Annotated in this window: 21 protein-coding genes; 3 read left to right on the forward strand and 18 right to left on the reverse strand. The window is 68.5% G+C overall.

The annotated features are described in order from the left end of the window. Positions 1-26: 26 nt before the first annotated feature. The 16 genes from ACFOSH_RS10235 to ACFOSH_RS10310 all read right to left on the reverse strand — a co-directional run bounded on the left by ACFOSH_RS10235 (position 27) and on the right by ACFOSH_RS10310 (position 17729). The gene (locus tag ACFOSH_RS10235; protein WP_378238496.1) at positions 27-1526 is read right to left on the reverse strand and encodes a right-handed parallel beta-helix repeat-containing protein; all 1500 of its coding nucleotides are present in this window, start codon (positions 1524-1526) and stop codon (positions 27-29) included. Further along, positions 1523-2839: a glutamate-1-semialdehyde 2,1-aminomutase gene (locus ACFOSH_RS10240; protein WP_378238497.1), complete on the reverse strand. Its 1317-nt coding sequence runs from the start codon at positions 2837-2839 to the stop codon at positions 1523-1525. Before ACFOSH_RS10240 ends, ACFOSH_RS10235 begins: the two co-directional genes overlap by 4 nt. Before the next feature lie 4 nt (positions 2840-2843). Continuing rightward, the gene (locus ACFOSH_RS10245) at positions 2844-3392 is read right to left on the reverse strand and encodes a dTDP-4-dehydrorhamnose 3,5-epimerase family protein (RefSeq protein WP_378238498.1); all 549 of its coding nucleotides are present in this window, start codon (positions 3390-3392) and stop codon (positions 2844-2846) included. Then, positions 3389-4576 carry a polysaccharide pyruvyl transferase family protein gene (locus ACFOSH_RS10250; protein WP_378238499.1) on the reverse strand — a complete coding sequence of 396 codons (1188 nt, stop codon included), beginning with the start codon at positions 4574-4576 and terminating at the stop codon, positions 3389-3391. Before ACFOSH_RS10250 ends, ACFOSH_RS10245 begins: the two co-directional genes overlap by 4 nt. After that, complete coding sequence (locus tag ACFOSH_RS10255; RefSeq protein ID WP_378238500.1) at positions 4573-5523, reverse strand: glycosyltransferase family 2 protein; 951 nt, start codon at positions 5521-5523, stop codon at positions 4573-4575. The genes ACFOSH_RS10250 and ACFOSH_RS10255 overlap by 4 nt, the downstream gene beginning before the upstream one ends. Then, the gene (locus ACFOSH_RS10260) at positions 5520-6794 is read right to left on the reverse strand and encodes a hypothetical protein (protein ID WP_378238501.1); all 1275 of its coding nucleotides are present in this window, start codon (positions 6792-6794) and stop codon (positions 5520-5522) included. Before ACFOSH_RS10260 ends, ACFOSH_RS10255 begins: the two co-directional genes overlap by 4 nt. A 6-nt stretch (positions 6795-6800) precedes the next feature. Further along, positions 6801-8075 carry a DUF4910 domain-containing protein gene (locus tag ACFOSH_RS10265; protein WP_378238502.1) on the reverse strand — a complete coding sequence of 425 codons (1275 nt, stop codon included), beginning with the start codon at positions 8073-8075 and terminating at the stop codon, positions 6801-6803. After that, entirely contained in the window at positions 8075-9097 is a 1023-nt protein-coding gene (locus ACFOSH_RS10270; RefSeq protein ID WP_378238503.1) for an NAD-dependent epimerase/dehydratase family protein, read from the reverse strand. Before ACFOSH_RS10270 ends, ACFOSH_RS10265 begins: the two co-directional genes overlap by 1 nt. A gap of 5 nt (positions 9098-9102) precedes the next feature. After that, a complete protein-coding gene (locus ACFOSH_RS10275; RefSeq protein ID WP_378238822.1) occupies positions 9103-9756 on the reverse strand; it encodes a PIG-L deacetylase family protein in 654 nt (217 codons plus the stop codon). Next, positions 9753-10550: a sugar phosphate nucleotidyltransferase gene (locus tag ACFOSH_RS10280; RefSeq protein WP_378238504.1), complete on the reverse strand. Its 798-nt coding sequence runs from the start codon at positions 10548-10550 to the stop codon at positions 9753-9755. Before ACFOSH_RS10280 ends, ACFOSH_RS10275 begins: the two co-directional genes overlap by 4 nt. Next, positions 10547-11782, reverse strand: a complete 1236-nt coding sequence (locus ACFOSH_RS10285; RefSeq protein ID WP_378238505.1) for a class I SAM-dependent methyltransferase — start codon at positions 11780-11782, stop codon at positions 10547-10549. Before ACFOSH_RS10285 ends, ACFOSH_RS10280 begins: the two co-directional genes overlap by 4 nt. A 242-nt stretch (positions 11783-12024) precedes the next feature. Continuing rightward, a complete protein-coding gene (locus ACFOSH_RS10290; protein ID WP_378238506.1) occupies positions 12025-13959 on the reverse strand; it encodes a S8 family serine peptidase in 1935 nt (644 codons plus the stop codon). Positions 13960-14097: 138 nt separating this feature from the next. Next, on the reverse strand, positions 14098-14613 hold the full coding sequence (locus ACFOSH_RS10295) for an acyl-CoA thioesterase (RefSeq protein ID WP_378238508.1): 516 nt from the start codon (positions 14611-14613) through the stop codon (positions 14098-14100). A gap of 9 nt (positions 14614-14622) precedes the next feature. After that, positions 14623-15807: a BtrH N-terminal domain-containing protein gene (locus ACFOSH_RS10300; RefSeq protein ID WP_378238509.1), complete on the reverse strand. Its 1185-nt coding sequence runs from the start codon at positions 15805-15807 to the stop codon at positions 14623-14625. 41 nt (positions 15808-15848) lie between these two features. After that, positions 15849-16721: an LLM class F420-dependent oxidoreductase gene (locus tag ACFOSH_RS10305; protein ID WP_378238510.1), complete on the reverse strand. Its 873-nt coding sequence runs from the start codon at positions 16719-16721 to the stop codon at positions 15849-15851. Between the two features lie 39 nt (positions 16722-16760). Beyond that, complete coding sequence (locus tag ACFOSH_RS10310; protein ID WP_378238511.1) at positions 16761-17729, reverse strand: YncE family protein; 969 nt, start codon at positions 17727-17729, stop codon at positions 16761-16763. A 135-nt stretch (positions 17730-17864) separates the two neighbouring features. Between ACFOSH_RS10310 and htpX the strand changes: the two genes are divergently transcribed. From htpX to ACFOSH_RS10325, 3 genes are all read left to right on the forward strand, one after another. Next, the gene (gene htpX / locus ACFOSH_RS10315) at positions 17865-18731 is read left to right on the forward strand and encodes a zinc metalloprotease HtpX (RefSeq protein WP_378238513.1); all 867 of its coding nucleotides are present in this window, start codon (positions 17865-17867) and stop codon (positions 18729-18731) included. Between the two features lie 398 nt (positions 18732-19129). Continuing rightward, positions 19130-20182, forward strand: a complete 1053-nt coding sequence (locus tag ACFOSH_RS10320) for an LLM class flavin-dependent oxidoreductase (RefSeq protein ID WP_378238514.1) — start codon at positions 19130-19132, stop codon at positions 20180-20182. Positions 20183-20185: 3 nt separating this feature from the next. Beyond that, positions 20186-21502 carry an NtaA/DmoA family FMN-dependent monooxygenase gene (locus ACFOSH_RS10325; protein WP_378238515.1) on the forward strand — a complete coding sequence of 439 codons (1317 nt, stop codon included), beginning with the start codon at positions 20186-20188 and terminating at the stop codon, positions 21500-21502. Here the strand turns inward: ACFOSH_RS10325 and rfbA are convergent. Then, entirely contained in the window at positions 21492-22373 is an 882-nt protein-coding gene (gene rfbA / locus ACFOSH_RS10330) for a glucose-1-phosphate thymidylyltransferase RfbA (protein WP_378238517.1), read from the reverse strand. The two genes, ACFOSH_RS10325 and rfbA, sit on opposite strands and share 11 nt — an antisense overlap. 53 nt (positions 22374-22426) lie before the next feature. After that, on the reverse strand, positions 22427-23575 hold the full coding sequence (locus ACFOSH_RS10335) for a sialidase family protein (protein WP_378238518.1): 1149 nt from the start codon (positions 23573-23575) through the stop codon (positions 22427-22429). Positions 23576-23615 lie beyond the last annotated feature (40 nt).

Raw genomic sequence — 23615 nt, forward strand, 5'->3', positions numbered from 1 at the left:
CCAGATGGACACTTACAGGTGAAACTTCAGCAGGTCACGCTCTCGCCGAACCCGCTGCAGACGTCCTGCCGATAGGGCTCGGCCTGCCACTGCGCGGGCGTCAGCCGTTTCGACGCGTCCTGGGCGACGAACGTCCAGGGCCCGTAGTACTGGTTGTCGTACCACCTGTTCTCCTGCCGGAAGGTGATCGCCTCCGAGATCACCGTGCCCCGGTACGGTGACCAGGCCGGGAAGGTCCCGTAGTTCGAGAGCACCGCCATCCGGCCGCAGCGGTCGAGGCAGCCTTCCAGCGCCGAGTCGACCTCGAACGTGTTCTCGTGCACCAGGACGCGCTGGGTCTTCCACCGGCAGTCGCTGTACAGCGGCTCGGTCGCGATGCCCGGGTCCGAGCAGGTGGACGTCGGTGAGACCAGAGCCGTGCAGCTGAGGGTCGAAGTGTTGGCCGGGCTGTTGCAGAACCGGTCCGCGTTCTCCCACAGGGTGATCCCCGACCAGTTGTCCGAGAACAGGTTCCCCCGGATGTCGATCTGGCTGGTCCGGGCAGGCAGCCTCGGTTCCCCGCCGGATTCGCTGAGATACACCGCGGCGACCGGGAAGGTGTCACCCTTGGCGGCCCGGGTGCGGCCCTGCACCAGCGCGTTGCGCCGGAACGTGTTCCCGATCAGCTCCAGGTTGTAGGAGATCTCGTAGAACAGCCCCTCGGACGCGTTGTCCTCGATCAGGTTGTCCTGGATGAGGAAGTCGTTGTTGTTCGTGTCGGCCCAGAGCCCGACACCGTGGTTGTGGTGGACCCAGTTGCCGACGATGTCGGCGCCGTTCACGGCCCAGAACTTCGCCCCGCCGGTGCAGCCGCAGCCAGGGAGCTTGGTTTCCCAGTCGCCGGTGTTGTTCCCGGTGATCTCGTTGCCTTCGATCACCAGGCCGGTCATCCCGCTGCCGAAACGGTAGGCGTTGATGCCGTACTGGCCGTTGTTCCGCAGGCAGTTGCCGATCACCCGCTGGCCGGTCCCGGTCATCATCGCGGCGCCGTCGTTGTCCTCGATGACGTTGCCTTCGATGGTCCAGCCGTCGCCGGAGTCGTGGTTGACCACGCCCTGATCCCGTTCCGCGACGAAACCGCGGATGGTCAGACCGCGGATGACCACGTCCTTGGCCGACGTGGTGAAGGCCGCGCGGTTGATCCTTCGCCCGTCCAGCACGGCGCCGGGCGCGCCGAGGTAGACGTTGCCGTCCTTGGGCATCACCTGGCCGAACTGGTCGGCTGTCAGCATGTGCGTGCCCGGGGCCAGCCAGAACGTGCTTCCCGGCGGGCTGAACCGGGTCCGGTCGGTCAGATCCGTACCCGGTTGGATCACCTGGGCGCCTTCCGGCGGGGAGGGGACGCCGACGGCTGTGCCACACACCCCTCCGGCCGGCTCTTCGGATGCCACCGCTGGGCTTTCAACGGCGACCTGGAGCAGTAATACCGACAGCGCGACGCAGAGCGTGCGTCTGCCGGCCGAGCGAGATGCGATCCCTGAACTCATACCCTTCTCCGAAAAACCGGCTTCACCGGACGGCCACCCAGCCACGGCGCCGGATCATCCGCGTCGAGCGCTTTGCGGTACACAAGGCAAGCCTGCGAGACCACTTCGACCGTCCGGTCGATGTCTTCTTCGGACAATGCGCTGCTGACCACGAACGACGGTCCGAGGACCCCGCCAGTGACCAGTTGCCGCAGGAACAACGTGCGGTAATCCTGCGACGGTTTCTTGTCGGCGTCGAGTGTGGCGAAGACGAGGTTGCTCGCCCGGCCGCGCACGACGACGTGTTCCCCGACCCCGGCGGAGGCCGCGACTTCGCGGACCCCGGCGGCGAGCCGGTCACCGAGCGCGTGCAGCCGCGCGGCGATGCCTTCTTCGGTGTAGGTCTCCATGACCGCGATGGCGGCCGCCAGCGAATGCGTCTCGGCGCCGTGCGTGGTGGACAGCAGGAAGACGCGGTCGCCGCCGGTCCGCAGGCCGCCGAGTTCCATCAGTTCGCGTTTTCCCGCGAGCGCGGCGACGGCGAACCCGTTGCCGAGGGCCTTGCCGAACGTCGAGAGGTCCGGCGTGACGCCGTAGAGCCCCTGTGCGCCCGCCTCGGACCAGCGGAAACCGGTGATCATCTCGTCGAAGATCAGGACGCAGCCGTACCGGTCGGCGAGTTCCCGCAGGCCGACGAGGTACCCGGCGGGCGGTTCGAGCTGGGTGGACGCCTCCAGGACCAGACAGGCGACCCGGCCCGCGTTCTCCCGCAGCAGCCGTTCCGTCGCCGGGAGGTCGCCGTACGGGAACGAAACGGTGAGTCCGGTGATCTCGTCCGGGATACCCGACGACATCGCCGTGGTGCCGATGAACCAGTCGTCGATGGAGAAGAACGCGTGGTCACCGCAGATCGCCACCAGCGGCCTGCCGGTGGCCGCCCTGGCGAGCTTGACCGCGGCCGTGGTGGCGTCCGAGCCGTTCTTGGCGAACTTGACCATCTCGGCGGTCGGGACGGTTTCGAGGAACTTCGCCGCCGCCCTTTCCTCCACAATGGACGGACGGGCGAAGTTGGCGCCCCGGTCGATCTCCCGGTGGGCGGCCTCGCTGACCCGCGGGTGTACGTGCCCGAGGCTGACCGCGCGCAGCCCCGAACCGTACTCGATGTAGGAGTTCCCGTCGACGTCCCAGACATGCGCGCCGCGCCCGTGGGAGATGACCGGCGCCAGATTCTCCGGGTACTGGTCGTCGCCCTTGGCGTAGGTGTGCGCCCCGCCGGGGATCATCGCGTGGAGGCGCTCGTTGGCCCGCATGGACTTGGGAAGCTGACGGGTCATGCTCTCACCTCGTGTTCTGTAAGACGGCGGAAAGAGGAAGGGCACGGCGGTCCCGTTCCGACAGCAGCGCCGCCGGGAGCGGCCAGGGGATCGCCAGTTCCGGGTCGTCGTGGGCGATCGCGACGTCCTCGCTCGCGTCGTGCACGCGGTCGATCCGGTAGGAGACGTCGGCGTACTCGGTGAGCGCCTGGAATCCGTGCGCGCAGCCCGCCGGGATGTACAGCGAGACCTGGGTCTCCCCGGAGAGGTCGAACGTCTCCTTGCCGAGGTAGGTCGGCGAATCCGGCCTCAGGTCGACGACGACGTCGAAGACGGCGCCCCACGAGCACCGGACCAGTTTCGCCTCGCCCTCGCCGGAGCGGAGGTGCATTCCGCGCACCACTCCCCGGCGGGACCGGGAAACGCTGTCCTGGAGGAACCCGTTCGGGTCGATCCCGGCCGACCGGACGACGTCGGCGTCGAAGGTGCGGCTGAAGAAGCCGCGTTCGTCGGCGTGCGGGGTCGGCTCGAACAGGTACGCGCCCGCGATGGCGGGCACCGGGATCACCTTCATCGGACTCCGATCGGCAGGAAGGCGGCGAGGAGTTCGGCGAACTGTTCGTCCAGTAGTCGCACTTGCTCCGCGCCTCGTTTCGCCACGATCCCGGCCAGTTCGCCCGCCCGGGACTCGAGTTCGGCGAACTGGCGTACCAGCGCGGCGGAATCGATCTCCTTGGCCGACTGGCAGAACTCCCCCAGCCCCAGGGTGGTCATGAGGACCTCGTTCTTGCTCGCGTACCCGAGGGACAACGTCGGTTTCGCCAGCTTCAGCGCGCACAGGACGTTGTGGTACCGGGTGGCGACGACGACCTCGACCGCCGACATCGCCCGCAGCAGTTCGTCCAAAGTGGACGTGTCGGCGGCGGCGATCAAGGGGGAGTCCAGTTCCCGCATGATCTCGTCGACGACCTGCTTGTCGGCCCGGTCGCCGATGAACAACCGCACCGGGCGGCCGTCGGCGACCAGTCCGGCGACGAACCCGGTGATCTTGTCCACATAGGACTCGTAGATCTCGCCGGCGCGGGCCCTGTCCTCGTTCCCGCCGTGGTAGGCCATCACCCCGACCCCGACGGAACGGGGCAGCACCGGTTCCGACGGCGCCGGGAGGGCGAAGGCGAGATCGGGGTAGACGCGGTCGTTCGTGACGTCGACCCCCATCGCGCGCATCGCGTCCCGTGACGGCTCGTCCCGATACGACCGGAACGCCGCCAGCCGCGCGGCCCAGCGGATCACCGACCGGGTGACCCGCTGCGAGCTCACGTTGGCGCCGACGCTCACCAGCGCCACCTTGGTACCGACCAGCCTTCCGGACGCCGAAAGCAGCAGCAAGGCGTACGGGAACCCCCACGGGCGCAGGGGAAGGGTGGATTCCAGGACACCCATCCCCGGCACGATCACCGCGTCCTGGCGCCGCACCCACGCCGCCGTGCGGACGGCGTCGACGAGTTTCCCGAAGGCCTTCAGTACGACTGACAGCGGTCCCGAGACCGTCCGGTATTCGCCCTCGTACCAGTTCAACGCGGTCGTCTCGAGTCCGTAGCGCGACGCGACTATTTCCGGGCCGCCGCACATCACACTGATGGCGGCGTCCGGATGTTCCGTGCGCAAGAACCCGAGTACCGCCTCGAAGGAACCGTCGTTGCCGAGGTTCCCCGATCCGAGGAGGCCGAACAGCCCGATCCTCGCGGGCGGGGTCAAGGGACTCGTCCCTCCTGGCCGGCGACGACCGAGGCGACGGAGACCTCACGCGGGCCGGTTTCGGCCTCGGCCTGCACCGGCATCCGGCCCATGGCAGGGTTCCCCGCCCGGTTCAGTGCCCATTGCCGCAGGTAGCGGAAGCATTCACGCTTCTCCGCGCCGGAGATCGGCGCGTTGCGGATCGCGTTGACGTACCCCAGGACGTACTCGCCGAGCAGCCGGACCATCGGGTGGCGCAGCTTGTCGGCCCGCTTCGGGTCGAGGTTGGTGGCCCGCCGGCGCACGGTCGGGTGCTCGTGTTCGGAGCGGCCGGGGTGGTCGCGCCGGAAGTACAGCCAGTCGGGCACCTGGTGGAACGGGCCGTGCAGGGCCAGTTCCGAGATGATCGTGCGGTCCGCGTGGTGGTAGCTGTCCAGCGGCGCGACGTGGCGCAGGACCTCGGTGCGGATGACAGCGCCGTCGTCGTCCCCGCCGGGCGCGAACAGTGTGCTGCGGAAGCGTTCCGCGGCGTGCGGCGAGACCGTGTTCAGCGGGTACTGCAGCGCCTGTGTGACGACGCCCTTCTCGTCGATCATCGCCGTCCACGAGTGCGAGAGAATGAACTCCGGATGCTCGTCGAGCGCTTCGATACAGCGTTCCAGCAGGTCGCGCGCGTAGAGGTCGTCGTCGGAGGCCCACTTGAACAGTTCGCCGCGGGCGACGTCGACGCAGTAGTTGTGGTTGGGCGCGCAGCCGATGTTCACCGGCTGGCGCACGTACCGGACGCGGGAATCCAGCTTCGCGTACTCACGGCTGATCTCTTCGGTGCGGTCGGTGGACGCGTTGTCCGAGATGATCAGTTCGAAGTTCCCGAAGCTTTGGCCGAGGAGTGCGTCCAGCGATTCGGCGAGGTAGTCCTCGCCGTTGTAGACCGGGAGCCCGATGCTCAGCCGAGGAGCGGTGCTCATGACGTCCTCATTTCTTCCTTCTCCGAAGTCAGGTGTTCCTTGAAGGCGATATGCAGCTGAAGCCACCACACCGCTGACCCGCTGGTGATCGCCAACGCGACCCCCCAAGCGGATCCGGACGCCCCGGCCAAGAAGGCGCCTATGAGCCCGAAGCCGACGTAGCCGGCCGAGTTGATCAGCTGGGCGCGAAGGCTCCGTTTCGCAGCGCCGAGCGCACGCAGTCCGGCGGCCGCCCCGGTGTTGAATCCCGCCGCGGCGATACCGATGGTCACCGGGAGGATCAGTTTCGAAGCGGGATCCCAGACGTCACCGAGCACGAACCGGCCGGCGTCGTGGGGTACCAGAAGCAAGGCGAGGCCCCAGAGCAGGGCCGCCGCCGCCTGGCCCGCGCCGAGGACGGCGCAGAATTTCCGGAAGCGGTGCGGGGCCCGTTGGAGCACCCGCGCGCTTTCGGCGACCGTGACCAGGGAAAGTCCCATCAAAAGAGCGAAGAACGGCCCGAGGAGCAGCTCGGCACCGCGCACCGCGCCGACGCTCGCGATCCCGGCGATCGCGCCGAGACCGTACATCCGCAGTTGCGACGAGCCGCTGTTGCTGACGTTTTCGATCACGTAGCGGGTACCGAGGTCGCGGTGTGCCTTGATCCATTCGAGCGTGCCGCGCGGATCGGGCCGGACCCCGGACTGCAAGCAGCCGAAGGCGGCCGCGACCGCCCCGGAAAGACCCCACGCCAGGATGAACGCGACGACCGTGTCGGACGTGTGGTGCGCGATGAACAGCGCCGGGATCAGCGCGATCCCCCAGACGACGTCGTTGAGGAACGCCTTCTTCCCGTGCCCCGCGGCGAAGAAGGTGAACCGCCAGGCGTCCTGCAGCAGCAGCGTGGGGATGACGAGGCCGAGCGCGATGAACGCCCCACCGGTGGAGTCGCCCACGACGAGGCCGGCGGCCACGCTGATCAGCCCGGAGACGACGCCCACGGTGAGCGCCGTCCCGGTCGCCCGCTTGGTCGCGGCGCGCCAGGATTCGGTGGACACCCCGGAGAACCGCACCATCAGCGGATCCGTCGTCAGCCCGCGCGAAAGGTTGAGCACCACGCCGTAGCTGACCCAGGCGAGGCTGAACATGCCGAACGCGAACGTGCCGAGCGAACGCGCGACGTAGAGGCCGACCACGAAGTTGGTGATACTGGAGACGGCCTGGTCGCCGAGGCCCCAGCTGAGCCGTCCGGCCATCGCCCGGACGGCTTGGGAACGCAGAAGTGATCGCATGGGCCTCTAATCCTTGAGCAATCCGGCGTCGTGGAGCGCCTGAGCGGCGGCGGCGACGGAATCGAACGGCAGCCCGGACCGCTCGGCGACGTCGAGCAGGCTGTGCTCGCCGTCCGAGAGGTTGAGCACCCAGAGCATGGCCATCTGGGCTTGTTTGGCGTCGCTTCGCCCGCCGAGTGAGCCGTACAGCCCGCGCTTGCCCAGTTGCGGCTCGCCGTAGGGGCTGAGGTTGACGTAGCTGCGGTTGCGGTCGAGGACGGCGTGCGTGTCCTTCAGCGTCTGGAGGGTTTCCTCCATGGCCGCCGTGGAGACGAAATCGAGGTTGTCGGCCGAGGTGTGATACTCGGGATAACCCGCGTACGGCGTCCTCGTCAGCGATCCGACACCCAGGTTGAAGCCGGGGGAGCAGAACTGGCGCTCGTCGTAGCCGTACGGCGAGAAGTCCACGATCTGGTGCACGCGATCGGCCAGGACGTACGCGAGCACCCGGTCGATCTCGGCGTCGCCCCGGCGGCTTCGCTTGTACGTCAACGATCCCGGGTCACCGGCACACGCCAGCACGAGCCCCGCCTTGATCCGGCCCGCGCGCTCGGTGTTGCGCGCGAGCCAGGTGATGGCGCCGATCGTGCCCGGCATGAACAGGAACCGGTACGTGTGGTGGGGCTTTTCGAGCGTCCGCGCGAACGCGGCGGCGATCGCGATCCCGGCGACGTTGTCGTTCGCCAGCGACGGATGGCAGGTGTGACAGGAGATGATCACCTCGTCGGTGACCTCTCCCGGCACGACGTGCTCGGCGTAGGTGAGGCTCCCGTCGGCCAGCGTGGAGTCGATGTGCACCTCGTACTCGCCGTCCGGCATCGCGTCGAGGGTTTCCTGCGCCAGGCAGAAACCCCACGTCGGCGAGTAGTAGCTGGTCCGGTACGGCACCCAGGACGGCCGGTCCGGCAGGGTGTGGAGGTGCTCGCGCAGCTCGGTGAGCGGCATCTTCCGCGACACCGGGACGCTGTAGCCGACCACATGCAGGTTCGACTCCTGAAAGTCGACCACGCGGCGGCCGGAGGCGTCCTTGATGTACGCGTCGCGGATGTTCCACTCCTGCGGCACCGTCCAGTCCAGCACTCCGGTGCCGGTGGGGACCTCGTGGATCTCCAGCGGGATGTGCTCGCCGACGATCTCCAGCGTGCGGCGGACGCCGTCGCCGGTGATGCTGCGGCACAGCGGATACAGGCGCTCGACCAGCTCACGCAGGTCGGCGCTCGTCTCCAGGCCCCCGTGTGTCATCAGCGACGTCGCAAGGTGTCGTCGAGTTCGCCGGCGGCGGTGCGGTCCTGCAGCCGCGCCAGCCGGGTGAACAGGCGCTGGAAGCCGTGTTCGGTGAGGCCGTGGGTCTTGTAGGCCTCGATCAGTTCGAGCGCGCCGTCCTTGACCGACCAGTCGCAGTCGAAGGCGGGGATCGCCGCGCGGAACCGGGAGAAGTCGACCCGGTAGGAACGCGGGTCCGCGCCCGCCTCGCCGGTGATCCGCAGCGTGGAGCCGGGAACGGCCTCGACGACCTCTTCGGCGATCTCGGCCACGGTCACGTTGTTGCGTTCGGTGCCGATGTTGAACGCCTTGCCGTGCACCGCTTCCTTGGGCGCCACCAGCGCCGCCGCGAAGGCCCGCGCGATGTCCTTGGCGTGCACCAGCGGCCGCCACGGCGTGCCGTCGGAGAGCACCAGCACCTCGCCGGAGAGGTGGGCGTGCGCGGTCAGGTTGTTGAGCACGATGTCGCCGCGCAGCCGCGGCGAGAAGCCGAACGCGGTCGCGTTGCGCATGTACACCGGGCTGAAGTCGCCGTCGGCGAGCTCCTGGACGTCGTCCTCCACCCGCACCTTCGACTCGGCGTACGGCGTCACCGGGCGCAGCGGCGCGTCCTCGTCGACCAGGCCGTCGCCGCCCGAGGCGCCGTAGACCGAGCACGTCGACGCGTAGAGGTACCGCTTGACCCCGGCGTCCTTCGCCAGCTTGGCGAGCTTGACCGAGGCGTGGTGGTTGATGTCGTAGGTCAGCTCCGGCGCCAGCGAACCGAGCGGGTCGTTGGACAGCGCGCCGAGGTGGATCACGGCGTCCACCCCGGCCACGTGCTCGGCCGTGACGTCACGAAGGTCGACCTCGAAGCCTTCGGGGTCTTCGGGCTTCGGGCCCAGCACGCAGGTGTCGTAGAGACCGGAGTCGAGGCCGATCACCTCGTGGCCTTCGGCGGCCAGCACCGGGGCCATCACCGTGCCCAGGTAGCCCTTGTGCCCGGTCAGCAGCACACGCATGACTTTCAGCCTTTCGCAGTGAGGTCGAGCGTCAGTTTCTTGAGGTCGAAGGCCTCGGCATAGCGCTGCCCGCATTCGATGCCGCGAATGCGGGCGAGGCCGAGGAAGGCTTCCCGGTCGTACCAAGGTCGATGCCGCTGCGAGGCGTAGTGCTCCTGCAGCAGGCGGACCTTCTCCTCGGCGCGCTCGGCCGACAGCGGGACGTAGGCGGCGGGTTTGCCGAGGTCGCCGTCCCATTTGGCGATTTCGTACTCCAGCTGGAGATGGGTGCGGAACACCGTCGGCACCAGCGTCGCCAGGCCGCGGTGGTCCTGATGCGCGTCGGCCGTGCGCGGGGAGAGGACGAGGTCCGGGTCCGTGCGGCGGCGCAGGTCTTCCAGCCCGTTCTTGGCCTCTTCCCAGTGCGACGGGAACCGGCCGTCGGGCAGTTTGAGCACGGTGACCTCGACGTCGGCGCCCGGACAGAAGGCCGCGAGCGCGGCGCGCTCCTCGGCCTCCCGTTCGGTGCCGCCGCCGGACAGGACGAGCGCGTCGACCCGGACACCCGGGTTGCCCGCGCAGAGCGTCAGCAGTGTGCCGCCCGCCCCGATGGCGATGTCGTCACAATGCGCGCCGAGCGCGACGATCCGCTCGATCCGGCCGGTGCCGAGTCCGATCACGCCGTGGCCACCGGCGCGGGTTCGCGTTCCCACCGCGCCCAGGGACGGTCGCCGTGCGCGTACGCGTCGTCCAGCTGGACGCGTTCCTTGACGGTGTCGGTCGGTTTCCAGAACCCGCGGTACGGATACGCGAGCAGCTTGCCGCGCTTGGCGAGTTCACCGCAGCCGTCGGCGACCAGGTCGCCGCCCTCGGGGATGTGGTCGAAGACCTCCTGGCGCAGCACGAAGTACCCGCCGTTCTCCCACAGCGGCATCTCGCTGACCGGGGTCAGCGCGCCGATCCGGCCGTCCTCGTTCATCTCGACGCAGTGGAACGACGACTGCGGCGGCACGACCATCATCGACGCGCCGGCGTCGGAGTTCTTGAAACGCTCGATCATTTCCGGCAACGGGGCGTCGGTGAGGACGTCGGCGTAGTTGGCGAGGAACATCTCGTCGCCGTCCAGATGCGGGCGCACCCGGCGCAGCCGCTCGCCGATGGCCGATTCGAGGCCGGTCTGCACGAAGGAGATCGACCAGTCCGCGATGTCGGTCGACAGCAGTTCCGCCTTGCCGCCGCGCAGCACGAAATCGTTGGAGACGGTCTCCTGGTAGTTGAGGAAGAATTCCTTGATGTGGTGCGCGCCGTAACCGAGGCAGAGCACGAACTCGGTGTGGCCGAAATGCGCGTAGTACCGCATCACGTGCCAGATCAGGGGTCTGGGGCCGACCATGGCCATCGGCTTGGGCACGTCGGACGCGTCACCGTTGCGCATCCGCATGCCGTAGCCGCCGCAGAAGAGGACTACCTTCACGACTTCACCTCGACGATTTCCAGGTGCGGGATGGGGAAGACCAGTTTCCCGCCCCACTCGTCCACAAAGGACAATTGGGCGGTCAGTTCCTTCCGGAGGTTCCACGGAAGGACGAGCACGTAATCCGGCCGGTCCGCTTCGATGCGCTCCGGCGGGAGGATCGGGATCCGGGTGCCGGGGGTGAACCGGCCGTGCTTGTACGGGTTGCGGTCGACGGTGTACCGCAGCACGTCCGGGCGGATGCCGCAGTGGTTCAGCAGCGTGTTGCCCTTGCCCGGGGCGCCGTAGCCGACGACGGTCTTGCCTTCGAGCGCCGCGTCGGTGAGGAACTTGTTCAGGTCGAGCCGGACCTTGGTGACCCGCTCGGAGAATTCGGTGTAGCCGGACATTTCGTGCAGTCCGGCCGCTTTTTCGGCGTCGAGGATCTCCAGCATCCGCTCGCTCGGCTCGCCGGCGACGGCGTCCGGGCGCGCCCACAGCCGGATGGAACCGCCGTGAGTGGGCAGGAGCTCGACGTCCACAACGGACAATCCGCCGCGCGAAAGGGCCCGGCGCGCGGATTCCACCGTGTAGTACTGGAAATGCTCGTGATAGATCGTGTCGTACTGGTTCTCCTGGATCAGCGTCAGCAGGTGCTGGACCTCGATGCTGACCCAGCCGTCATCGGCGACGAGGGCGCGGAGCCCGTGCGTGAAGCCGATGATGTCCGGAATGTGCGCGTAAACGTTGTTCGCCACGACGAGGTCGGCGGGACCGTGTTCCTCGCGGACGTCGCGCCCGCTTTCAGGGCTGAGGAAGGCGGTCTTCGTCGGCACCCCGGCGTCACGCGCGGCTTGGCCCACGTTCACCGAAGGTTCCACGCCGAGACAACGGATCTGCTGCGCCACAACATGTTTGAGCAGATAGCCGTCGTTGCTGGCGACCTCGACGACGAACGAGGACTCATCGAGCCCGAGTCGTCCGACGGCGCCGTCGACGAACGTTTTGGCGTGTTCGACCCAGGAGGCGGAATACGACGAGAAGTACGCGTATTCGGTGAAAGTCTCTTCCGGGGTGATCAGCGGCGGAATCTGGGCGAGCCAGCATTCGGTGCAGACCTGCAGGTGCAGGGGGTAGGTCGGCTCCGGTTCCGCGAGCTGTTCCGCGGTGAGGAATCGTTCGCACGGCGGCGTCGCCCCTAGGTCGACGACGCTGGCGAGATGGGCCGATCCGCAGAGTCGGCAGGTGGTCATCGAGAGGCTCCTTGGCTCGCGTCACGTATCCCAGACGTCGGCACCCCGGGTCGCCTCGTTACATGCCTTTCCGGGGTCTCACGCTTCCGTCTCACAACCGAAACCTGACGTCTCGGCCATCGGCGCAGACATCTCCGCCATCCGGGCGCGGGCAACTCCGGAACCTGATCGCAATCAGTCACCTGAACGCGATCCGTTCGCGCGCATTTACGAAAGGGCCGCCAGTGGCGCCCCTCACAGCGTCAAGAAACCACCAGGGCGTAGTCCGCGTCGGTCGCCGACGTCTCCGGGTGACCGTCGGCGTTCACCTGCGTCGCCACGACCTCCACCGCCCAGGTGCCGGCGGCGGGCTTCTCGAGGATGACGTTCTCCACCGTGTCGACGGTGTTCGGCGAACCGCCCGCGGTCGAGAAGTTGCCCGCCTTCAGCCCGTTGTTGCCGTAGTAGACGGTCCCGTCCGGCGCGGTGACCTTCAGCGTCAGGTCGTTGACCCGGGTGACCGACGCGCTCGGAGAGCCCGCCGGGTCGGTGTAGGCCAGCGTCGCCTTGAACTGCTTCGACCCGTTCACCGCGACCGTGTACTTCTTGGCCTGCCCGGTGCCCAGCAGATCCGTCTCGTTGACCAGCACCGGCAGCTTCCAGCCGTTCGCCTTGGCCTGTTCGTGCAGGTACCGCACATTCGCGGTGCCCCAGCCCTGGTGCGTGCGGGTCATGTCGTGCGAGGTGCCGCTGAACGCGAACTGGTCGGCCCCGTTGATCAGCAGCGCCTTCGCGGTCGCGGCGTGCGGGCGGCTGGTGAAGACGTCGCGGCCCTTGCCGGGGGCGCCGTCGAACACGCCGTCGGCCCACATCTGGAACAGCAGGCCGGCGTTTCCGCAGGTGATCGGGGTCGCGCCGCTCGTGCCGCCGAACGACGTCGTGTACGAGGTGTCACTGCCCGAAGACGTGGTGTCGATCTTGTCGTAGTAGTTCGACAGCTCCGGTTTGATCCGGCCGTCGGCGGCCGGGCCGATGCTGGCGCCGCCGCTCCACTTGTCGTCGGTGCGGCTGAGCGTGTTGTAGTGGTACTGCCCGCCGACCGAGAGCACGTTCTTCGACCAGGCCTGCGGCCGCGACTGCTGGCTCCCCGCGTTGCTCTGCGACTGACAGATCAGCAGGTCGTGGTCGAAGACGATCTTGTCGAGCTCGGCCGAGACAGAGTTGTACGCCGTCGTCAGCCCGCCGCCCCAGCTGTTGCTCTGGAACACCGCGCGGTACTTGCCGGCCGGGTCGACCAGTTCCTTGGTGTGGGCGTAGCGGTCCGGCTTGTTGTAGGTGGCGAAGATGCCCTGGCCCTCGGGCAGCAGGCCGCGCTGCGGCGCGCTCACCCCGGAGGCGAAGATCTGGCCGTACGTCGAGGTGCCGTGGCTCGTGTCGGTCGAATTCGAGCCGTGCAGCACGGTCGGCCGCGCCTTGAACTCCTGGTGGGTGGCGCGCAGGCCGCCGTCCATCACCTCGCCGCGCACACCCTGGCCGCGGTAGCCGCCGGCGCTCTCGAGGTAGTTCGCGCCCCCGCTTTCCCTGGCGTTGGCCATGTCGGTCTCGGGTGCGGTGATCGCGCCGACCGCGAGCACTTCGGCGCCCTGCGCCACGGTCGCGACCTGGTCGGAGCCGAGGGTGGCGACGAGGTGCTGCCCGCTCTGCGAAATCGCCTCTACGCTCCCGCCGAGCCGCAGGATCCGCTCGGCCACCGCCCGCTGGTCCCGCGCGTCCGATTCGACCAGCGTCACCAGATAACCGCCCGTCCCGGCCACCGAGATCTCCGTCTTGTCGGCAGGCCGGTATTCGCCGAGCCAGCGGACGAAACTCAATTTCGCGATCGATTCACGGTTCTCCTGCTTGAGGCGGACCACGTAGGCGAAATCGGGAATGTAGGTCCCGATTCGCACGCCGAGTGCGTGCAATTGCCCGCGCTGCGCGTCGGTCAGCGTGCTCCGGACCTGGAGCAGATATGAGCCCGTCCAGTTCTGGCTCGCGGCGGTCCGCTGGCTGAGCGGATCGAAGGTCCTGCTGGCCAGGCGGATGAACTGGGGGTCTTCACTGCCGCCGGCGGGGGCGGCAGTGGCGGCCACCCCGCCGGTCAAGAGCAGGGCGCCGACCAAGGGCGCGAGAAAGCGGACAGACTTCGGCCGTGGCATGAAATACCTCCGGGGAGCTCAGCAGGGGAAGAGAGCTCTTTCGAAGGTACCGGCCGAAAAGCTTGATGATCAGCCGCTGAATGGCCCAGCCGTTTTCCGGCGCTGCGGGAAATGGAGCATAAACGGTTAAAAACTCATTCAGGCGATCTCGTCGATCACGCCGCTGAACCGCGTCAGCCGCTCGCGTTCCTCTTCGCCGAGGCGCCGCGTGCCGCCTTCGGGCAGGGTGCACGCGACCCAGATGGTGCGGCAGCGCGCGTAGACGGCCTTCTCGTCGCGCAGCCTGCTGTTGACCACGATGTCGCAGGTCCCGATCCGCCCGACCACGGTCTCCACCTCGACGGGATGGTCGCGGAACGTCAGCCGCCGCACGTAGCTGACGTTGTGCTTCGCGATCAGATAGGTCGGTCCCTTCGTCTGGAAGACCCGCTCACGCCGGGGGTCGAGCATCGCGACCTGGGCTTCCTGGAAGTAGTCCAGCAGCCGCACGTTCCCGACGTGACCGAGGTAGTCCAGGTCGGTGACACGCAGGCGATGACGGTAGAGGTGGATCTCGGAAGCGGGACTCGCACCGATCGTCCCCAGCGGATGTGCGTGCACGAAGTGGATCTTCAACGATCGCGCGGTGTTCCGGCCGCACGGCGCAACGGACACCGGCCCGGTTCACTCCATCAGGGTTTCGGAGAGCTCGCGGATCGCGGCGGTCTCGGCGGTGTGGATGTCCCGGATCATCGTGCTCATCGCGGCGAAGAGGTCGCGGGCCTCGACGTCGGTGAACGGCGTCTCGTCGTTGTAGTGCGCGCGCAGCTTCCACATCTCCGTGCCCGCCTCCGCGGCCGCGTCCTGCCCAGCGTCGCCTTCTCGGACACCCGCCGACACCGCGCTGACCAGCCCCCGGACCCAGGCGAACTCCGCCGCCGGCGCCGGGACGGCGGCCTCGGCCAGTTCGGCCCAGCGTTCCCCGATCCCGCGCCAGGTCGACGCCTGTTCGGCCAGCGCCGGGAGTTCGAGCAGGCCGGAAGCCTCGGTGAGCGCGTCGGCGAACAGCCCGCGCAGATGCCCGCCCTCCATCCCGGCCGGGGTGACGCTTTCCCAGACGTTGAACAGCGCTCCGACGAGCCCGCGCCGTTCGCCGAACGCGCGCGGCCAGCCCTTCGGGTCACGTTCGTCGGTCATCGCCTTCGCCCAGCGTTCCCACGCGGGCAGCGAGAACGACTTCGACGGCGCCGAGAGGTTCCGCGCACAGTCCGTCAGCCCGCCGCGCACGGCCGCCCGCCAGTCCGGGACCTCGCCGGGCGCGATCGTCGCGAGCAGGTTCTTGTACGAGCCGACGCGGCCGCGCGCGGCGTCGAACGTCTTCCGGTCGACCGTCAGCGGGGCGAGGTTCCGGTCGTCGACGAGCACCCTGCCGTCCTCTTCGCCGTACGCGACGACGAAATGGCCGCCACCGCCGGACATCTCCGGCGGCAACTGCCAGTACCCGAGCGACTCGCGGTCAGGCAGGACGATCACCGGCCGCCCCGCCGCGAGGTCGGCGGTGAGCCGTTTCGCGGCGGCGCGTTTGCCGCCGGTGTGGATGTCGATGCCGAGCCCGAGACGGTCCACAGTGGACTTAAGCCACTCCTGCGGATACTGCCAGCGCGCGCGGAAACCGAACACGATCGTCGACATCGTCTCGTGCGCGAAGTCCCACAGGATGTAGCCGGCCCCGATCCCGCCGGACACGGCGAAGAGCAGCGCCTCACCGGGAGCCTTCCCGTCCGGCCCCTCGACACCATGGTGCGCCAGGACGGCGGCCACGGCTGAGGTGTCCGGTTGCAGTCCGCCACGCAATGCGTACTCGCTCACCACGCCATCATGCCCGCGGCGGGCGGGGTGGGCGAGCGCCGTCAGAGCTTTTCCGCGACCGGGATGACGTCCGCGCCGATCTTTTCGACGAGGTCGAGGTCGGGGAGCCCGGGAATGGACCCGATCGCGACGTCGACGCCGAGTTCGGCCAGCTTGCCGAGCGCGTCGTTCAGTTCGCCGGTCTTCTCGCCCTTCGGCCCGATGTCGAGGGTGTGATAGACGGTCTTGGTGATCTCGGCGTAGTCGCGGCCCTCGTTTTCGCAGTGCTGCTTGAGCACGCCGAGTTTGCGTTCGAGATCCGGGCCGTTGAAGAGATTGCACATGTCGCCGTATTTCGCGACGAACCGCAGCGTCTTCTTCTCCCCGCCGCCCCCGATCATGATCGGCGGATGCGGCTTCGACAGCGCCTGCGGCACGTTCATCAGCCTGTCGGCCTGATAATGCTTGCCCTGGAAGGGGCCGTCGTCGTCACTCCACATCTGCCGCACGTACCGAAGCGTCTCTTCCAGCCGCTCGAACCGCTCCGCGGTGGACGGGAACGGGAAGCCGAGCCCGCGGGATTCCTCTTCGTTCCAGCCCGCGCCGATCCCGAGAATGGCGCGGCCGCCGGAAAGGACGTCGAGCGTCGTGATCGCCTTCGCCAGCAGGCCGGGCTCGCGATAGTGCACACCGGTGACGACGGTGAGCAGCTTCGCGCGTTCGGTGTGCGCGGCGAGGAAACCGAGCGCGGTGTAGGCCTCGATCATGTCGTTCTCGGGCGGGCCGACCACCGAGATCTGGAAGAAGTGGTCCATCAGGGCGATGGAGTCGAAGCCTGCTTCGTCGGCCTTCCTGGCGACGGCCGCCAGATCGGCGCCCAGCGCGCTCGCACCGTTCGGCCACGTGAGGTCCGGGATCTGCAAACCGAGTTTCATGCTTCCGACGGTATACCCGGAGTTACTCCACGTGAGAACTCAGAAATCCCTGATCAAGGAAACCCTGCCGCGCAAGGGATCCGTCACGTACACCGTCCGGGTGCGCTGGTCGATCGCGACCGCGCCGGGGTTCACGCCGAGTGACAGGTCGCCGGTGAGCAGGCTCGTCACGCCGTCGATCCGGGCGACGCCGTTGGGACCTCCGTTGGCGTAGGCGGTGTTCGATCCTTCGTGGACCGCGACCGCCGACGACTCCGAACGCAGCAGCACGGTCGCCTTCTCCCTGCGTGCACCACCGTCCACAACGGACAGATGATGGATCGCCGAATTCGCGACGAACACCGTCCCGGAACCGCGGTGCACGGCGACCCCGGTCGGTGACTGTCCGACCGGGATCCCGCCGGTGAACTTCCCCGCGCCGATGTCGTAGACCTCCAGCGAGTCCGTGTCCGGGCTGGTGCAGTACGCGAGCTTGCGCCCGCTGTCGACCGCCGTCGACGCCAACGCCCGCGTAGGGCCGGGGACCAGGTTCAGCAGGCGGCAGCCGACGCCGTCGACGACGGCGAGTGTCCCGGTGAGATCGCTGACCGCGTAGACGCGGTTCGCCTGCTCGTCGACGTCGACATCGGACGCACCCGGACCGGCGGGCACCACGCTGACGACCTCGTTGGTCAGCCCGTCGAGCACGAGGACCGTCCCGCCGGGCGGGTTGGCGACGTAGACCCGGTTGGTGACGGTGTCCACGGCCAGCCCGGCGGGCTCGCCGCCGACCGGGATCACCTCGCCGACGGTGCCGCTGCGCGAGTCGAGGACGACGACCGTGCCGGTGGCCGGGTCCGAGACGTAGGCGAAGCCGGTGACGGAATTCACCGCGACCGCCTCCGGGGCGCCCCCGACCTCGATGACGAGCACTTTCTCGGCTCTGGCAGCCGGGGCGAACGCGACCGCGGAAGCACCGGCCGCGGCCAGCGTGAACAGGGCTCGGCGGCTCAGTTCGGGTCCTCGCACGGGCGCCTCCCCATGATCGTTCCGGGGTTCGACGATAACCCGCGATCCGGGCCCGCGAAGGAACTTCGCGTCCCCCGATCGCGTTGTTTCCGATGAGTAACCCCCAAACCCGGAGAAAGAAAGGAGCAGGACGCCGTGCACAAACACCAAAACGGGCTCAAGACCGTCGTCCTGCTCGGCGTGCTGTCCGCGATCATCGTCGGGATCAGCGGCCTCTTCGGGCGGGGCGCGCTGGTCATCGGCCTGATCGTGGCGCTCGGGGTCAACGCGTACGCCTACTTCAACTCCGACAAACTGGCCCTGCGGGCCATGCTCGCCCGGCCGGTTTCGGAGGCCGAGCAGCCCGCGATGTACCGGATCGTGCGCGAACTCGCGACCACCGCGCGGCAGCCGATGCCGAGGCTCTACATCAGCCCCACGCAGGCCCCGAACGCCTTCGCCACCGGCCGCAGCCCCCGGCACGCGGCGGTGTGCTGCACCACCGGCATCCTCGGCCTGCTCGACGAGCGCGAGCTGCGGGCCGTGCTAGGGCACGAACTGTCGCATGTCTACAACCGCGACATCCTCATTTCGTGTGTCGCGGGCGCGCTGGCGAGTGTGATCAGCGTGATCGCCAACATCGCGATGTTCGCGAGCGTCTTCGGCGGCAACGACCGCGAAGACGGCGACAGCCCGCTGGTCGCGCTGCTCCTGGTGCTGATCGGGCCGATCGCGGCCGCCGTCGTGAAGCTCGGCGTGAGCCGGTCGCGGGAGTATCAGGCCGACGCGTCGGGCGCGGAACTCACCGGCGACCCGCTCGGCCTGGCGTCGGCGCTGCGGAAACTCGACAGAGGGACGCGCGCGGCGCCGCTCGTGCCGGAGCCGAAGCTGGTGTCGCAGTCACACCTCATGATCGCGAACCCGTTCCGTCCGAGCGGCGGCCTCACCAAACTCTTCTCGACCCACCCGCCCATGGACGAACGCATCCGGCGCCTGGAAGAAATGGCCCGCCGCCCCTTCTGACCCCACCCCCTCCCGCCCCGCCCCCGCCCCGACCTGCGTTTAGCCCCCTAATCGCGATCCGCCCGCCCCGCTTCCCGCTCCCGCAGATCGCGTTTAGCCCGCTAAACGCAGGTCGCGGCCACCCTGACTCGGAACGTCAGGAAAGGGTCGTTCAGGACGAAAAACGTCATGAACGCCCCTTTCCTGACATCCACGACGCCACCCGCCGGGATCGCGTTTAGCCCGCTAACTGCGCCCCACCCCGCCCTGCTCTCCGCTCCCGCAGATCGCGATTAGCCCGCTAAACGCAGGTCGGGCCCGGCGCGCGTTTAGCGGGCTAATCGCGATGTCTCACCTCGTGGGAGGGGGAATCGAGGGGTGGGCCAGCGGGTTCCCCGGGCATGGGTTCCGCACAGTAGTTGCACCTCGGGGTCGCGCTCGACGGGGCAGGGCAGCATCCGGCCGCCTGGCGGGTGTCCGACGTCCGCCCGGCCGCCTTGTTCACCGCCGCCCACTACCTAGCCCACGCGAAGCTCGCCGAAGCGGCTTCGCTCGACTTCGTCACCCTCGACGACACTCTCGCGCTCCAGCCCGGCGGCGAGGAGGTCGCCCGAGGCCGGCTTGACGCCCTGTTGACCTTCGCCGCGTTAGCCCCCGTGACCAGCGGGATCGGCCTCGTCCCGACGGTCACCACCACCCATACCGAGCCGTTCCACCTCTCGACGGCCGTCGCTTCGCTCGACTTCGCGAGCCGCGGCCGCGCAGGCGTCCTCGCGGTCCCTTCGCGCACCGAAGCCGAGGTCGCGCACTTCGGCAGGCGCACGCTGCCGTCCGAGGTGGACGCCGAAGCGGAGAACGCCGAGGTCGTCGACGTCCTCGCGCGCCTCTGGGACAGCTGGGAGGATGACGCGATCATCCGCGACGAGCCGTCAGGCCGCTACATCGACCGCGAAAAGCTGCATTACGTCGACTTCGAAGGCCGCTTCTTCAGCATCAAGGGACCTTCGATCACGCCGCGCCCGCCGCAGGGCCACCCCGTCGTCGCGGTGTACGGCGACTCGCCGTACGCGCACGGCGCCGACGTCGTCCTGATCGACGAGATCCGGGGCGCCCGCGAGCGCTTCCCGGACGCCAAACTCCTGGCCGGCCTGTCGATCGTGCTCGCCGAGACCGAGCAAGCGGCCATCGATCGGCGTCGCGCGCTGGAGGCCTACGCGCCCTTCCCGCCGGGCCTGAGCTTCACCGGCACCCCCGCCGACCTCGCCACCGAGCTACCCCGCCTCGCCGCGTCGGGTGGCCTCGACGGCTTCCACGTCCGGCCCGCCGTCCTGCCCGACGACCTGGCGCTCTTCACCGCCGAGACCGTCCCCGCGCTCCAGGCCGCGGGCGCGTTCCGGCAGACCTACACCGGCACCACCCTGCGCGACCATCTCGGGCTCGGGATCGCCGCCAACCAGTACGCGGAGGCGTGACAGATGCCCAAACAGGTCAAACTCGCCGCACATTTCCCCGGCGTCAACAACACGACCGTGTGGAGCGACCCCCGTTCGGGTAGTCAAATCGACTTTTCGTCCTTCGAACACCTCGCGCGCACGGCCGAGCGGGGCAAGTTCGACTTCCTCTTCCTCGCCGAGGGCCTGCGCCTGCGCGAGCACGCGGGCAAGATCGTCGATTCCGACGTCGTCGGGCGACCGAACACCACCACCGTGCTGGCCGCGCTGTCCGCGGTCACCACCCGGCTCGGCCTCGCGGGCACGCTGTCGTCGACGTTCAACGAGCCGTACGAGGTCGCGCGGCAGGTCGCGAGCATCGACCACCTCTCCGGAGGTCGTGCCGCGTGGAACGTCGTCACCTCACCGGACGGGTGGACGGGGCAGAACTTCCGGCGGGGCGGCTTCCTGAAACGCGAGGACCGCTACCGCCGCGCCGAGGAGTTCCTCGCCACCGTGCGGGAACTCTGGGACAGCTGGGCGCCCGGCGCGGTGGTGGGGGACAAGGAGAACGGCGTCTTCGCGCGCGGCATCGACAGCTTCGTCCACAGTGGACCGCAATTCGACATCCGCGGCGAATTCACCGTCCCGAGGACACCGCAAGGACAGCCGATCGTCATCCAGGCCGGGGATTCCGACGAGGGCAGGGAATTCGCCGCCAAGACCGCCGACGTCATCTTCAGCCGCCACGGTTCGCTCGAAAGCGGCAAGGAGTTCTACGCCGACGTCAAACGACGGCTGCCCGCCCACGGCCGCGAGCCCGGCGAGCTGCTGATCATGCCCGCCGCGACGTTCGTCCTCGGCGACACCGAGGAGGACGCGCACGAGTACGCACGGGAGATCCGCTACCAGCAGGTCCGCCCGGCCACCGCGATCCAGTTCCTCGAACAGGTCTGGAGCCGCGACCTCTCCGCCTACGACGCCGACGGCCCGCTGCCCGAAATCAACCCGGACCCCGACGCCGAACCGCTGACCTGGGGCCGCGTCCGGCACGAGAAGGATCCCCTCGCCGTGGCCGCGAAATGGCGGGCGATCGCGGAGGAGAAGAAGCTTTCGATCCGCGAACTGGTCATCGAGGTGACCGCGCGCCAGCAGTTCGTCGGCACCGCCCGCCAGGTCGCGGAGTCGATCGACGAGTACGTCCAGAGCGACGCCGCCGACGGGTTCGTGCTGGTCCCGCACCTGACACCGGGAGGCCTGGACGCTTTCGTCGACGACGTCGTCCCGCACCTCCAGGACCGGGGCGTCTTCCGGACGGGCTACACCGGGGACACCCTGCGGGAGCACCTGTTCAGCCGGTAGCACCCTGCGTGCGCGCGACGTTCATCAGATATTCGCCGTAGCCGGACTTCGCCAGCTTCGCGCCGAGCGCGAAGCACTGGTCCGCGTCGATGAAGCCCATCCGCAGCGCGACCTCCTCGAGACAGGCGATCCGGACGCCTGTCCGGTGCTCGAGGACCTGCACGAACTGGCCCGCCTCCAGCAGCGAGTCGTGCGTGCCGGTGTCGAGCCAGGCGAACCCTCGGCCGAGGTCGACCAGGGTCGCGCGGTCCTGCCGCAGGTAGGTGAGGTTGACGTCGGTGATCTCCAGCTCGCCGCGCGGCGAGGGCTTGAGGTCACGGGCGATTTCGACGACCTGGTTGTCGTAGAAGTACAGGCCGGTGATGGCCTTGTTCGACTTCGGCTTCTCGGGCTTTTCCTCGATGGAGAGGAGTTTGCCGTCGGCGTCGATCTCGCCGACGCCGTAGCGCTGCGGATCCTTGACCGGGTAGCCGAACAGCACGCAGCCGTCGAGCGCGGCCGTGGCGGCCTGCAACCGGCTGGAGAACCCCTGGCCGTAGAAGATGTTGTCGCCGAGCACGAGCGCGACGTCGTCATCGCCGACGAAGTCCGCGCCGATGATGAACGCCTCGGCCAGCCCGTTGGGGGCGGCCTGTTCGGCGTAGCTGAAGCTGAGCCCGAACTGGCTGCCGTCGCCGAGCAGCCGCCGGAAGTGCGGCAGGTCGACGGGGGTCGAGATGATCAGGATCTCGCGGATCCCGGCGAACATCAGCACCGAGATCGGGTAGTAGATCATCGGTTTGTCGTAGACCGGCAACAGCTGTTTCGAGATCGCCTGGGTGATGGGATGCAACCGCGTCCCACTGCCCCCCGCCAGCACGATGCCCTTCATCCGCAGCCCCCGCTTCGTAGCCGTTCCCTCGACGACTCACACTACCGGGTGGATCAGAACGCCGGACCCTTCGCGAAGTACGCCTTGCAGCCCAGGTTGTACTCGGTGGAGATCTGCAGCACGTTCTTGCCGCCGTCCACCGGCAGCAGTGTCGAGCTGTAGTTGGGGCAGAAGTTGTTGTGGATGCCGGTGATGTGCACCGGCGCCGGCAGTTCGTACCAGTTCCCGGCGCCGAAGTTGTCGTTGGCGAGCAGGACCTGGCCGTTCCTGTCCTGCGGGACCCCGGCGGCGTCGGTGTAGATCTGCCCGACCATCACCAGCCGGACCCCGTTCGGGCCGCCGGGGAACAGCGCGATCGTCTGGGCGTGCTGGAAGTAGTTGCCGCTGGCGGTGTCGACCCGGGTGCCGGGGTCGAGCGGATCGCCCCAGTTGGCGCCGTCGGAGGAGATCTTGAAGTACGGGTCGCAGTAGCGGTTGCCGTAGTTGCAGATCTCGTAGGCCAGGTAGTACCGGCCGTCGGGGAGGCGGCGGATGATCGGCATCCCCGGCCGCACCCGATGCGGCGGGATGGCCATGGTGCGCTGTTTGGTGCCCCAGTTCACCCCGTCGGTGGAGGCGACCCGGTTCATCACCTGCGCGAACTGCGGCGCCTCGGTCTCGTCGGCGTAGTGCAGCCACAGCGTGCCGCCCGCGTCGACGACGAACTCCGGCTCCCAGATGCCGTCGTGGTTGTGCGAGCGGGCGGCTTCGGACAGGAACGACCAGGTGCGGCCGGCGTCGCGGCTGTACCAGATCTTGATGCCGATCCGCCGCTGCGGACCGGCGTCCTGACGGTAACTCGCGGCCCACAGCAGGGTGCCCGCGCGAAGCCTGCCGACACGCTGAGGCAGCTCGTACAGCGTCCCGCAGCACATGCCGTAGCGGCCGTCGCGGTCGCGGACCTCGCCGATCTTGTGAAAGGTCTGGCCCTCGTCGGTGCTCTCCATGATCGGCGTGAACTTGCCGCCCGCGTCTTCGCTGGTCAGCGACGCGAGGATGCGGCCTTTCCCGATCGCGGAATGCTCCAGGCGGATGAGCCGGGCGTACGAGCCGTAGCCGGGCACGAGCTGTTGTCGCTCCGCGGCCTGAGCGGAGGTGAACAGCGACGCGATCACGGTGAGTGACAGCGTGAGAGCGAGTGCGGAGCGGAAACGGCGCTTCATCGGGACCTTCCTCGAACGCGATCGCCGGATTACAACACGG

It is taken from the genome of Amycolatopsis speibonae, from assembly GCF_042647925.1.
GTDB classification, from domain to species: domain Bacteria; phylum Actinomycetota; class Actinomycetes; order Mycobacteriales; family Pseudonocardiaceae; genus Amycolatopsis; species Amycolatopsis speibonae.